General features: G+C 42.0%; 11 protein-coding genes. 2 read left to right on the top strand and 9 right to left on the bottom strand.

What is annotated here, in order from left to right; genetic code table 11:
- Positions 1 to 152: 152 nt before the first annotated feature.
- From B1K52_RS06575 to B1K52_RS06555, 6 genes are all read right to left on the bottom strand, one after another.
- Complete coding sequence (locus B1K52_RS06575) at positions 153 to 485, bottom strand: hypothetical protein (RefSeq protein ID WP_077306539.1); 333 nt, start codon at positions 483 to 485, stop codon at positions 153 to 155.
- A gap of 347 nt (positions 486 to 832) precedes the next feature.
- Positions 833 to 961 (bottom strand): hypothetical protein, encoded by a 129-nt coding sequence (locus B1K52_RS18225; protein WP_256855856.1) that lies wholly within the window; start codon positions 959 to 961, stop codon positions 833 to 835.
- Positions 962 to 1,171: 210 nt separating this feature from the next.
- A complete protein-coding gene (locus B1K52_RS06570; RefSeq protein ID WP_077306536.1) occupies positions 1,172 to 2,311 on the bottom strand; it encodes a M20 metallopeptidase family protein in 1,140 nt (379 codons plus the stop codon).
- 17 nt (positions 2,312 to 2,328) lie between these two features.
- Positions 2,329 to 3,744 (bottom strand): YfcC family protein, encoded by a 1,416-nt coding sequence (locus B1K52_RS06565; protein WP_077306534.1) that lies wholly within the window; start codon positions 3,742 to 3,744, stop codon positions 2,329 to 2,331.
- A gap of 159 nt (positions 3,745 to 3,903) precedes the next feature.
- Positions 3,904 to 4,941 carry a polysaccharide pyruvyl transferase family protein gene (locus B1K52_RS06560; protein WP_077306532.1) on the bottom strand — a complete coding sequence of 346 codons (1,038 nt, stop codon included), beginning with the start codon at positions 4,939 to 4,941 and terminating at the stop codon, positions 3,904 to 3,906.
- 107 nt (positions 4,942 to 5,048) lie between these two features.
- Positions 5,049 to 5,603: a DUF3267 domain-containing protein gene (locus B1K52_RS06555; protein WP_179106487.1), complete on the bottom strand. Its 555-nt coding sequence runs from the start codon at positions 5,601 to 5,603 to the stop codon at positions 5,049 to 5,051.
- A 115-nt stretch (positions 5,604 to 5,718) separates the two neighbouring features.
- Here B1K52_RS06555 and B1K52_RS06550 point away from each other — a divergent pair, with 115 nt between their 5' ends.
- On the top strand, positions 5,719 to 6,411 hold the full coding sequence (locus tag B1K52_RS06550; RefSeq protein ID WP_077306528.1) for a DUF421 domain-containing protein: 693 nt from the start codon (positions 5,719 to 5,721) through the stop codon (positions 6,409 to 6,411).
- Between the two features lie 1,099 nt (positions 6,412 to 7,510).
- Here the strand turns inward: B1K52_RS06550 and nhaC are convergent.
- Together nhaC and B1K52_RS06530 are read right to left on the bottom strand one after the other, a co-directional pair.
- Positions 7,511 to 8,935, bottom strand: coding sequence for a Na+/H+ antiporter NhaC (nhaC, locus tag B1K52_RS06535; RefSeq protein WP_077306525.1), 1,425 nt, complete (start codon positions 8,933 to 8,935; stop codon positions 7,511 to 7,513).
- Between the two features lie 308 nt (positions 8,936 to 9,243).
- Positions 9,244 to 9,954, bottom strand: coding sequence for a DsbA family oxidoreductase (locus tag B1K52_RS06530; RefSeq protein WP_077306523.1), 711 nt, complete (start codon positions 9,952 to 9,954; stop codon positions 9,244 to 9,246).
- Positions 9,955 to 10,171: 217 nt separating this feature from the next.
- On the opposite strand from B1K52_RS06530, the gene B1K52_RS06525 reads away from it, so the two are divergent.
- Positions 10,172 to 11,188, top strand: coding sequence for a quercetin 2,3-dioxygenase (locus B1K52_RS06525; RefSeq protein WP_077306521.1), 1,017 nt, complete (start codon positions 10,172 to 10,174; stop codon positions 11,186 to 11,188).
- Between the two features lie 33 nt (positions 11,189 to 11,221).
- Here B1K52_RS06525 and B1K52_RS06520 read toward each other — a convergent pair whose 3' ends face one another.
- Entirely contained in the window at positions 11,222 to 13,177 is a 1,956-nt protein-coding gene (locus B1K52_RS06520; protein ID WP_256855855.1) for a glycoside hydrolase family 127 protein, read from the bottom strand.
- Positions 13,178 to 13,278: the final 101 nt, after the last annotated feature.

Below are 13,278 nucleotides of genomic sequence, written 5' to 3'. Positions count from 1 at the left end.
GCTAAGGCTTACCTTTATAGATTACGTCAGTTAAAGCTACTGTGACAACGAGCTTCAGTTTATATAAAACTAGCTTTCTTCTAGCCCCCCAAGTGAAGCTTTAGAAGTGCTTAAACGCATAAGAAAAGCTGACCGATCTGGTCAGCTTTTTCTTATTGTTTCGTTAGTGTAATTGGATCATCATCAGCATCCTCAGGATTTGTTAATCTAATTACATCCTTGCTTTTCTGCTCAAATCCAAGAGTTGCGCCTTCCCCTTCAAATGTTAGTGTAAGTTCATCACCTTCATCATTGATGCTGTATTCCATATCCATTTCGCCTTCCATGTCATCTGCCACAGTTGCTGTTCCATCATCAAAGAACATAAAAATGAGAGAATCACCATATGAATCTTCACCTTTCCATGTCCCTTCAATATTCGGTTTTCCACATGCTGCTAAAACGATGACCATTAAAAGAAGCATGCCAATAAGTACTTTTTTCATTGCGATCTCTCCAATACATAGTTATGTAATAATTTCACACTTTTACTATGTTAAGGATTTCGAGAAATCATCGCAAGACTTTTTTCTTATAAATACGGGTCTTAATAGGGTAATTTTGACTAAATCCTTTCCCGTTACAGTTTTTATACCCATACATTGTAAAATTAACCTTGAATATCCATTGGTATATATAGCCAAAATCGCTATTTATAGATCCTAATAACATGGAGGTTTCTGTTACGTTTGAAGATGCGCCAGATATCCACATCGGTTATATAAACTGTCCGAAGTTCTCCGACTCTTAACTTAAGACTCAATCATGTACCTCCAATAAAAACAGCCTTTCCTTAAACCCGCCTCGTTTCCGCTTCTTCTACTATTTCAGTTTTTTCTTCGGCAGATCGGAGTTCATTTGCTTCCTCCAGAAGTTTTAATTTCAGTGCCTCTGTGTAACTTGCCTGATCAAGTAGTTTCACTTCGGGAACCCTGCCGGCCTGTTCAATGATCTAAGGAATATAATCACGTACTAATTTATTATATATAAGCATGCGCTGACTCCTCCTAATGAAAGTTGTTTATCCAGCTTGTCGCTTTCTACGAGTTCTTTCCTCCTATTATAACGATACATTTAAGCTAGCAAATAACAAAAAACTAGAAAAGGAAAACTCCCTCTCTAGCTTACCTTGTTAGCTATGTTGTATCAGTTTCAAGAACACTTCAATCGCATCCCCGAACACATCTTCATCAATATCAAACTTCGGATGGTGGTGCGGATACTGACTTTTCTCTCCTTGCATACCGACCTTAATGAATACCCCCGGGATTTTCTGTAAGTAGTAAGAAAAATCTTCCGAGCCCATTACTGGTTCAAGCTCTTCGTATCGTTCTGCACCAAATGTATCTTGCAATACTTTTTCTGCAAATGCTGCTTCTTGTTCATCGTTGACGAGCGGTGGTGTGCCGACAATAAACTCGACTTCTGCTGTTGCGCCGAATGATTCACAAATGCCTGTCGTCAGCTTGGTAATCTGTTCTTGGATTGTTTGCACCGCTTCTGTAGAAAAGGAGCGCATTGTCCCGATAATCTTAGCTGAATCTGGAATCACATTGTACGTGTTTCCTGCTTCTATCTTTCCGACGGAGATGACGCTAGCGTCCATTGGATTGAGCTTACGGCTGATAATGCTTTGCAAGGATTGGATAACGTGTGTTGCGATATAAATCGGGTCTACTGTCAAATGCGGTGTTGACGCATGGCCGCCGGAACCTTGAATTTTAATCTCAAAGTCGTCAACAGATGCCATCATCGCACCAGGACGTGTCCCAAATTGCCCTTTCTCCAGATCTGCATCAACATGGATCCCATAGATGCTGTCGACACCTTCCAGCACACCTTCTTTAATCAGTTTATCGGCACCGCTTGGCGAAGCCTCTTCCGATGATTGGAACAGAAATACGATATTCGGTTCTATTTTCTCACGATGCAGCGAAGTCCACTCTGCTACCGCCAGCAGAATAGCTGTATGTCCATCATGACCGCACATATGAGAAACACCATGATGTTTAGAAATATAAGGTTTGTCGCCTTCTTCTACTATCGGGAGGGCATCCATATCCGCACGAAGCGCAATTGTTTTATCTCCCTTTGTGCCTTTCACATAACCAACCACACTTGGCGGCTGAAAATCTAGAATTTCAATGCCAAGCTTTTCAAGTCTAGATTGGACATACTTTCCTGTCTCGTATTCTTTTCCAGAAAGCTCTGGATATTGGTGAAAATGACGGCGATCTTGAATCGCCTGGTCAACTAATTTATCTACTATCATATTGATTACTCCTTTTATTAAAACGGTCCATATTGGATTACTTGGGCTACAATGAGAGCGATAATGGCAATGCCAATTTCAATTAAAAAGAACGGCAGAAACCACTTTACCCATTTCCCATAGCCGATGCCAGCAATCGCCAGCTGTGCAATGATATTGCCTGTTGGCAAGATGGTATTGGAAAGTCCGTCGCCAAATTGATAAGCCAGCACCGCCGTCTGTCTTGTTACCCCTATCATATCGGCTAGAGGCGCCATTAGCGGCATTGTCAGTGCTGCTTGTCCGCTTCCAGATGGTACGAAGAAATTAATCGCTGTTTGCAAGAACAGCATGCCGACAGCCGATAAAGAAGCCGGAATATCTCCAAGTGCACCTGCTGCATGATAAAGAAGCGTGTCCATCATACCCGATGTATTAAAAATAACGAGAATTGCTTGTGCAAATCCAATAATTAATGCACCGCCAAGCAAGTGCTTCGCTCCAAGGATAAAGTTATCGGCAATACCTGAGAAGGAGATACCTCCCAAAATACCCATTAATAAGCCAAACAACAGAAACAGTCCTGCGATTTCTGTGATATACCAGCCGTATTTTAATACGCCGATAATCAATACAACATAATTAACCAAGAAAGCAGTTAAAACTAGTTTGTGACGTGTCGTCATTTTTTCAGTCTGTTTCCAAGCAGTAGTATCTACCTTTCGGCTAAATCCCCCATATTCTCCGAGTTCTGGGTTTTTCTTCACTTTACTCGCATACCGCATTACATAAAAGACGGCAGCCAAGTATAAAACAATGAAGACAACAATACGGAATCCCATACCTGAGAATGTCGGCAGCTCCGAAATTCCTTGGGCAATCCCAACTGTAAATGGATTCATTACTGCTGCCGTAAATCCGACACCAGCTCCAAGAACAACAATTGCAAATCCTGTAAGCGCATCAAACCCAAGCGCAATCGCCATCGGTGCCACTATTGCTACGTACACAATCGTCTCATCTGACATTCCCATTAAGGCTCCAGCTGCTGCGAAGAATAGCATGAGCACGGGAATCAATAACTTCTCTTTATTCGCCATCTTTCGGGAAAGCATGTGAATGAAAGCATCCAATGCTCCTGTTGCTGTAAAGATACCGAATGCTCCACCCACAATCAAGACGAAGAAAATGATATTAGCTCCGTTTACCATACCGGTATGAATACTACTGAATATACCAAGCAAGCCAATATGCTCTCCATCAATATAATGGAATGTTTCAGGCAAGATAACACTGCGGCCATCCTGTTCCACACGGTCGTATGCTCCGCCTGGAACAATATAAGTTAATAATGCAGCTATAAGAATGAATGCAAAGATCATCACGTAAACATTAAAGTGTTTTGGTTTCTTTTTATGCGCAGACTGCTGCTGCAATTCTTGTGAACTGTTCATCTAGTTGTACTCCCTTGTTAGAACGAATCGTGATTGTATATTGTGTAATAAATATACAACTATAATCATAATAATACAACCGTATATTCATAATATTTTTGGATTAATTATGCGAACACATACAAAAAAAGCTAGAATCTTAAGATTCTAGCTTTCCGTTCAACTGCGGAAGAAATCAATTAAAGGCTGATAGTCTTTACGCAGATCTACTTCATTTTGTTCTTCCTGCATTAATTTCTCTGCTAATTGTTCTAACAACTCTACATCTTTGGAATCTGTATATTCAACAAATCGAATAGGATCGAGCCAGTCTTGATAAGAGTGCTTCGCTTTTCCGTAGCTGTTACCGAAGACCAAGCAAGGGGTCTTTGTGAGAATAGAGAAGATCATGGCATGCAGGCGATCTGTAACAATTAACTTCTTAGAACTAATAAGATCCAGCATCTCAAGGAAATGCTTCTCACGGTCTGCGTAATCAATCGTTGGCACGATATTCTCATCTAGAACGGTATCTGCACGATCCACAGAGCCATATTTTTTCGTCCACTCCATTAATTCGGCAACAAAGTCTTCCTCCATCACCTTTTCTTTATCCGCGCGAAGGAAGAACATAACACCTTCACGTTCTTTCTGGCGAGGCACATAATCGAGTGACATGACCATATCCGGTGTATAGATCACTTCGGAATCAAATGTCTGTCTAACAATATCGAGCGTTTGATTCTCTCTGGCAGCGATTGTCAGATTTTTATTCTGATGATAAGCATCTTGTGTTTTCTTCTTCTCCTGCTCCCCACGCTCGTTATCCTCAAAGAATACAGACTGCGGCATGGAAATAGATTTGTAATCCTTGAAAGCAGTGAAGACTTTGCGGCGATCTTCTTCTATATCTAAGTACAGACTTCCAAGATTTCCGCCGCCAGTGAACATCACAATATCATCTTCATGAATAATCTTCTTAACAAATTCAATTCCCTCATCTGTCGCATAGTCCATAATTTCAATGTATTCATAATAAGGGAAACGGCTCGTGATAAACTGTTCAATGCTGTATGCAATTGCTTGGTCACCTATATTTGTATAGCTTGGTGAACCGAACAAGAATATCTTGCGTTTATCATTTGTGAATGCCTCTGGAGAGACATTCGGTCCGATGCCTTTTGCCAGATTAGTAGTATCAATTGGTTGTATCGTCATAACTTATAACCTCCTAGCAGCTTTCTTTGTTACTATTCCATTCCCCAAATCAAAAGAATTTATGCCTAATAGGAGTTTCAATTTTTACCATTTGTTCAGGAGAAAGTTTATGTTGTTTTCTCTTTATCTTCCGATGTATTTGTATAAATAAAGTACCCTACCTTGGTCGGATGATCCAGTACCCGCTGACTAGCGTCATATTTCATTAAGCTGCGGAATACGAGCCAATCTCCAATACCGCCAGCTGTTAAAATGACCGAAACAGTGAGCAGCATGCCATTTCCAATTATATAGGCTATCAGGAGCGGAATTAGTCCTGTCAGAATTACAGGCAGCAGCAGTGCAATGCGATAGGCGCGCAATTTAATTGGAACTTGGCAGTGTGCATAAGCAACCCCCTGCTTCCAAAGAATGCCGTATTTCACCTCTTTCAGCCGGACTTTACCAAAACAGATAAATCCGATGCCATGCAAAAACTCATGCAGGACAATTCCCAGGCCAGTTAGCAAAAAGAATACTGCACATCCCGTTAAGGTTATGTAAATCTCCATTCCATGAATCATAAAATAAACAAAACTAGCTGCTAACATCAATCCAAACGTCAGGTATGCTGCTTGTTTCTGGAGCTTATTCATGTCGAATAAAATTTCTTGCTTGTGCATGCTGATCATCTCTCCTTCTCTCTTTTCAGTTCCTTACTTTGTTCTATCTATTTCATAGCACTAGTTTTGGAAGCCGCTCTGACTGGAGATGCTGTAAGTTGAAAGGAGCTGCACAATGCCAAATTTTATACACGATAATATCATTGTCCTCGCCCGGATAGTCACCATTATCCCGCTCATGCTTTTCGTAACCTTGTATATGGGAAAACGCGCAATTGGAGAAATGCCTGTATTTGACTTTTTGATTGTTGTCATATTAGGTGCCGTTGTCGGTGCAGATATTGCGGATCCTGCGATACATCATCTGCCTACAGCAGTAGCTATTGTGGCCATTGGCTTATTTCAAAAAGCTATCGGCAAATGGAAAATCTCCAATCGTACAGTCGGACGACTTCTCACCTTCAACCCTACGGTTGTAATGGAAGATGGAGTTTTCATATATGAAAATATGGAGAAAATCCAATACTCTATCGATAACGTTTTATTCATGCTCCGTCAAAAAGATGTTTTTGATATCAGCGAAGTGCAGCTCGCCATTGTCGAGCCAAATGGTACAATCAGTGTCCTAAAAGTCTCCAATGAGAAGCAGCGTAACCCCACCATGACGTATTCCGCCATTGTAGAGGGTAAGATTGAACAAGAAGTTCTTGCTTATCTTCAATTGGATGAGACATGGCTTCGTGCACAGCTGGCAGACAGAGGAATCATCGGGTTGAATCAAGTCTTTTATGCTTCCATCTCTTCTGACTTAAAAGTCCATGTTAGTCTGAAAGAGACAAACAAACAATCTCCGCCATTAAAGCATTAATTACACACAAGATAAGTGATTTCCTTCTCCTTTTACAGACTAATTAGATTAACAGGTATAAGAGGAACAGCTTTAGCAACTATAAGTGTCTATTTTGGTGGCATGAAAAAGTAAGAGACTGGGACATAACAGTTTAAGCTATATAAAAATCCAAACAATACTGCAATTAACAGCAGAATTGTTTGGATTTTTTTGATTAGAAACTAAGATGAGAGCACCGCTTCGGAAATACACTCCGCTTTCCTGCGGGCGGCTGGTGAGCCTCCTCGTGCAAAAAAACGCACTGCGGGGTCTCCCCTAGCCTTCCTCCCGCGGGAGTCTCCGTGTATTTCCTACGCTGATTTGTGTATTCCCTAAGTGTAGGCGGAATAGGAAGACTCCTCGAAAATAAGAAGCAATTTTCTTGTCGGTGTCTTACTTTAAAAGCTATTCTTGTCCAACGGTAACAGCAAGAGTTGGAGAGGCAGCAGCCGTCAGAGAAATTAAGTAAAAGTATGATGTATTAAACGTTCGCTTTTATACTGATTTAATCTCGTTTGTCCCAGTCTCTTCTAGCAGAGATTTTCTATAATTAAGCAACTATTTTATAGTCATGCATTAGGCTCATAAGTGTGATGTATCTCGTCACCTTCCACTTTTCCATAATCAGTCTTAAAACTATTAAAAATATCCGTTCTTCTGTATGGAACATTATACTTCTTTCTAATGAAAGTTAAAGTATTAATATACATATCCAATGGCTTTTTTACATTGATATTCTTGATTGCTGACAATAAACCCTGTACTTTATTGCAAGCATCGACAAAATCTTCTTTCTCGAAGTCAGTATACTTTTTATCCAACAACAACAATAGATTATATGTATCATGCAATTTCTTTTACAGGTACGCCTGCCAATTTCATTTCAACTGCCTTCATTTTTATCTCCACTGGATAACTGACTCTAGTTCCCATAGAAAAAACACCTCCAAGGATTATTTAGGATAACAATCGTCCGTTTTCAACCTTGAAGGTGTTTTTTATTTGTCTCAGCCTATATTGATTATAACTTTTTTAAAAAAGAGCACTCCCCTATGAAGGCAGTGCTCTCCCATCGTTATTACGCTTCTGCAATTTTCACTTTCGGTTTCTTCTGTTTTACTGCAGCTTTCTTCTCTTTCATTGTCCAGCCTGTTATACCATACAGCAGGGTGAACATTGGCGTTATGAAGGCGAGGAAACAGAATGGCAGGTAAGTGACAGTTGCAATACCAAGTGCACCCGCAGCGTAAATTCCTCCACCGGTCCAAGGTACTAATGGTGAACTAAGTGTTCCGGTATCTTCCAGAATTCGAGACAAGTTCTCTGGTTCCAAATTCAGTCGTTCGAATATTGGTCGCATTAGCGTTCCGCCCATCACAGTGGAGAAGTACACGGTACCACCCAAAACGAGCGTCAAATAACTTACTGCTAGCGTCACAACTGTCAGCACGCCAGTATGTTTAATTTTAGAAGCAAATGATGCAATAAGTGCTTCCAGTACACCAGCATCTGCTAATAGACCACCTAATCCAAGCGCGAATAGGAAGAGTGCAATCAATTCCAGCATACTAGTCAATCCGCCGCGCATCAGAAGCGTATCAACAACTGAAATGCCTGATTCTACTGCATATCCGCTATAAAACGTTGTAAGTGTCTCTGCAAAACCAAACCCTTGATAGAAGATTGCGATCAAACCGCCAACTGCTGCACCAGCAAAGATAGATGGAATAGCTGGCTTTTTCATAACAAGCAAGGTAATCAGCACGACAATTGGAAGCAATGGCACGATACCTAAGTGGAAGTTATCAGCTAAATAAGCTGTCAGCTGGTTAACACTCGCTGAGTCCGCTCCTGCTCCGTTATAACGCAAGCCGATAAACAAGAAGATACCAGCTGTAATGAGATAAGATGGTACAGTCGTCCATAGCAAATGCTTAATATGCTTAAATAAATCCCCGCCTGTCACAGCAGGTGCTAAGTTTGTTGTATCTGATAATGGAGACATTTTATCACCGAAGAAAGCTCCGCTGACAATTGCTCCGCCTGTCAATCCTACCGGAATACCAAGCGCCGTACCGACACCCATCATCGCAACACCCGCTGTACCTACTGTTCCCCAGCTAGTACCTGTTGAGACAGAGACAAGCGAACAGAACAATAGTGTTGTTACTAAGAAGAACTGCGGTGTTATTGCCTGCACACCATAATAGATTAATGTTGGCACAGTTCCGGAGGCGATCCATGCACCGATTAAAATGCCGACGGTCAAAAGAATAACACCGGGCATCAATGCTCTTCCCATTGCCTTTGCCATGGATTTTTCAATTTGCTTATACGTAAATCCAAGTTTTAGCATATATGGGATGATGACCAGCATGCTGATGAACATCAGTATTTGAATCGGTGCATCAAAAGCCAAAATTCCTACGGATACTACTGCCACAACAGATAAAATCATCATCATTGCGTACAGAAACGACGGTTTTCTAATATCGGTTTCCAACAAACCACTCCCTTGAAATTGTTTTTATTTGACTGAACGAGCTTATTTTCTAAACACAACTTTATTCTTATTCCCGCTCAGTCATTTCTCAAACTTACTCTTATTATGTTACAGGACTTTCCTTTTATCGGAAAATGCCATAATACTGCTATAAACAGGATTGAGTTGCCTAATTCCACCAGGTTGTTATGTAATCCATGCCATTCTTAGATATCCGCCGTTATATTGCCGTATCATCCTTATAAGAGGCATATTCACCTTTTTTAGGATTGAAAAAGGCCCTGCAGCAGTTGCTGCAGGGCCTTTACTTATATAGAACAGTTATCATCTTTGCATACACCAGTATCTGCGGATCCAAAGTTTTGGAATTTCGGCTGTTCATTCTCTTCTTTCCATACTTGATTAATCGCACCGATAAATGTTTCCATCGGCTGTGCACCAGAGATGGTGTATTTGTCATTAAAGATGAAGAAAGGTACACCAGATATCCCATATTGCTGCGCAAGTCTTTCATCAGCTCGTACTTCGTCTAAGTGAAGCGACTCATTGTCAAGCACCTTTGCAGCAGCATCTCGGTCTAATCCAGAAGCTTCGGCGATAGCAAGAAGTGTTTCTTTCTCACTAAGATTCTTCGATTCCGTAAAATACGCATAAAGCAAGTTATCCGTAAGCTCTTTTTCTTTCCCTTGTGTTTCGGCAAACTTTGCCAAGCGGTGGGCTTGAAGTGTATTTGTCGGCTTCATTTCCTCAAAATTAAATGTAAGACCAACTTCGGCAGCATGCTGCCCAATTTGTTCATTATTCATTTTGGCCTGTTCAATTGTCATGCCGTATTTCTCTGCAAGCGCCTCGTGAATGCTCTTTCCATTGTAGACACCCGCATTCGGGTCCAGCTCAAATGCTTTGAATACTACTTCCACTTGACCTCTATGCTCGAACTGCTCTAGCGCAAGCTCCAGCTTTTGTTTCCCTATATAACAAAAAGGACAGACATAATCTGACCATACTTCTATTTTCATTAGGACACCCCTTTTTCACAATAAAATGATTTTAGCACAGAGCCAAAACTACACAAACATAATTGCTCACGTTCTTACCAGGTCTTTTTTCATCTTACATCCTTTCTTGAAGGGAATGTGACCGTATTGAAGCACAACTTTATCCTCTTGTTAGAAAAAAGGGTGTTTCTTATACTAATCCCCTAAGTTGAAATTGCTAGCGACTGGAGGAAATATAATGATTACAATACAAGAACAAGCTGTTCCAAATCAGAAACAAGCCTATTTACTACGCGATAGCAATGGTGAACGTCACTTAATAAACAAGCAAGTCATTAAAATACTCGCTGACGCAAAGAGCACCGGAAATCTTTTTGGGCTTGTGCAGATTACTGGCAGTAAAGGCGAAGAATCACCTCTTCACCTGCATAACACACAGCATGAAGCAATCTATGTCACCGATGGATTACTTCAATTAACAATTAATAATAAAAAGCACATGCTTGCTTCAGGTGATTACGCCCACCTCCCTGCCGGCACAGTGCACCAGTATGTTCTATTACGAAATCGAACAAAGTTCTACTCCTTCACCACTGGAGGTCTACATGCGGACCTATATCGAGAACTTGGAGAAACACATACTTATATGGAACCTCTAGTTGGAACTGCTACCTCTTCTATTACAACGAAGGAATTGGACAGGCTAGATGATTTTGATATCCGCATTGTCAACGAAGCGCTGCAAGGACCGCAAGCTATCGTGCTGCAAGAGGGTGGCGAATTGCCAGATACCAGTACTCCATATGTCATAGAAGCCGGCGCTGGGGAAGGCATGCTAGCCGCCGACCAGCTGTTCACATTTCTTGCAACACAAGCAACTACTGACAAACAATTTCTTGCTCTGACAACAGAAGGTTACGCCGGCGAAGCCATTCCTCCGCATTACCACGAAAAGCACACCGAATGCTTTCTCTGTCTCGAAGGGCGAATGACAATGTGGGCAGGCGAAGAAAAATTTCAATTGGAAAAGGGCGACTTCCTTCACGTCCCAGCTAACACAGAGCATTCTTTCAAGCTGGACAGTCCTTACACAAAGTTCATTGGGTTTCTTGCGTCTGGTCTGTTTGAGCAGTTCTTCCGTCTCCTTGGAGAACCATACGCATATAGTGAACTGCCGAAGCAGCCCAGTGCATTCTCTTTTCAGCGTGTGTTGGAAAACATCGATGAACTAGATCTTAAATTTCCCCAGAAATAACAAAATGCTGTCCATCAAGGACAGCATTTTTCATTATTCTACACCCTCATGCACCCATATACGCATCTCGCCAAGTCCTCGGTTTCCCCATGCAAAGTACGGAATAGCTTGGATAGATCTTCGCGTTGTTTTAGGAACATCCATCTGATAAAGATTCTCCGTTTCCACAATATGAAGCGCCTCTGCTCCTAGTGTAACAACGCCGCTAAGGAAGTTTGCCTCGTGTGTTGTCTTGAAAGCAACTTGGCGCGGGAGGCGAAGCCCTGCCAGATTTGCACCATTGTCTGTCTCCTCTAAACAATACACAATCGGACCGCGCTGCAGTGCTACCTGGCCTTGATTCATCCCAGCTTTCGGATTGCTATAGACTCGCTCTACAGGCATCGGAAGCAGCAATTCAATCTGGTCCCCTATTTTCCATGTTCGATCTAGCACCAGGTATCCATCTTGCAAGTCATCGACAGAAATTGCTTCACGATTCACAGAAGCAGATACGCCACTGCTCCAGCCAGGAATACGAAACGCTAGCTTAAAGTCTCCTTCTGTTTCTACCGTAATGGTTATCTTCCCATCCCAGGGATACTGATGCGTCTGCGTCAGCTTTACCGACGCCTTCCCAATGATTGCTTCCACATTTCCCGCCATATACAGATGGGTATAAAGGGTGTCCCTAGTCGTTGTATAAGCATAATCTTCAATTGATGCAATCATTCGTGCTAAATTCGGCGGGCAGCAGGCACATGCATACCATTTCTGCCGCTCTTGCTTTACATGTTCCTGATCTTTACGCCCTGTCTGGTACGCATTTATTTCTAAAGGATTCACATAGAAAAAGCGCTTCCCGTCCAAGTCCATACCGCTGATTGTTCCATTATAGATCGCTCGCTCCATTACATCTGCATACTTGCGGTCTGGCGAAAGCTCCAGCATTTTCTTTGCCCAGAAAACAAGACCAATTGATGCACACGTTTCACAGTACATACTGTCATTTGGCAGATCGTATGCATCTGTAAACGCTTCTCCGTTCACAGTCGATCCAAGTCCAGCTGTAATGTACAACTTCCGCTTTGTAACATCCTCCCACAGCTTGTCACAAATTTCCCGCAACTGTTTATCATCTTTCCGATGGGCCAAATCAGCCATCGCTGTATATAAATACATTGCCCGCACAACATGACCGACTGCTTTTTCCTGTTCTCGGACTGGCTTATGCGCCTGCATATAGGCATATCCAAGTCCAAAATTCGTATGTTCATCGTTCCATGTTTTCGGCCGATCCATCGCCTGGCGCTGTTCCTTTTCGATATCAAAATAGTGCGGCTGCTGCCCTCTCTGCTCAATAAAGTAAACAGCTAAATCAAGATGCTCTTGCTTACCCGTAACATCATAGAGACGCAGCAGCGCCAGCTCAATTTCCGGATGCCCTGGATAGCCTTGCAGCTTGCCGTCTTCATTTCCGAATACTTGCTGAATGAGCTGTACATATTTTTCCATCACATCTAAAAAGGCACGCTTGCCAGTTGTTTGGTAATAAGCAACTGCTGCCTCAATCAAATGACCCGCACAATACAACTCGTGGTTATCACGCAAGTTAGACCACCGGTAATCTGGTTCGACAAGCATATAATACGTATTCAAATAGCCATCTTCTGCCTGCGCTCTTCCCAGTAAAGCAATTACATCGTCAGCTGTCTTCTCCAACTCTGCATCCGGAAAACTTCGCAAGCTGTACGCAACTGTCTCCAGCCATTTCGCCACATCACTGTCCTGAAATACCGTTCCAAAAAATTCTCCCTCTGCTTCTCCGGCAGCAATCCGGAAATTCTCGATTGCATGACTCGGAACAGTATCCGGCAATTCATCATTCAATGCTTTCCATTGATACGGGATAACCTGCTCGGCCACGATTCGCTTATAGTTTCGCCAAAAAGCATCCGTCACCGTTACGTTGTTCGACTTCTCAACACCTGCATGTATAGGTTCATTCAAGATTGGCATCCCCTTTCAAAAAATCACTCACTGTTATCGTTTAAGCGTTTTCAAAAGTTAGCTTATCATCTAAAATAAAAGCTATATACTACAGATTTGAA

The sequence above is a fragment of the Terribacillus halophilus genome (assembly GCF_900162685.1).
Classification (GTDB): domain Bacteria; phylum Bacillota; class Bacilli; order Bacillales; family Amphibacillaceae; genus Terribacillus; species Terribacillus halophilus_A.
This window is presented reverse-complemented; position numbering and strand designations above follow the sequence as displayed.

Bases quoted from the DNA above. Each gene is read 5' to 3' on its own strand.
- B1K52_RS06575 (WP_077306539.1), bottom strand. From the start codon at position 485: ATGAAAAAAGTACTTATTGGCATGCTTCTTTTAATGGTCATCGTTTTA.
- B1K52_RS06570 (WP_077306536.1), bottom strand. From the start codon at position 2,311: ATGATAGTAGATAAATTAGTTGACCAGGCGATTCAAGATCGCCGTCAT.
- B1K52_RS06565 (WP_077306534.1), bottom strand. From the start codon at position 3,744: ATGAACAGTTCACAAGAATTGCAGCAGCAGTCTGCGCATAAAAAGAAA.
- B1K52_RS06560 (WP_077306532.1), bottom strand. From the start codon at position 4,941: ATGACGATACAACCAATTGATACTACTAATCTGGCAAAAGGCATCGGA.
- B1K52_RS06555 (WP_179106487.1), bottom strand. From the start codon at position 5,603: ATGCACAAGCAAGAAATTTTATTCGACATGAATAAGCTCCAGAAACAA.
- B1K52_RS06550 (WP_077306528.1), top strand. From the start codon at position 5,719: ATGCCAAATTTTATACACGATAATATCATTGTCCTCGCCCGGATAGTC.
- B1K52_RS06530 (WP_077306523.1), bottom strand. From the start codon at position 9,954: ATGAAAATAGAAGTATGGTCAGATTATGTCTGTCCTTTTTGTTATATA.
- B1K52_RS06525 (WP_077306521.1), top strand. From the start codon at position 10,172: ATGATTACAATACAAGAACAAGCTGTTCCAAATCAGAAACAAGCCTAT.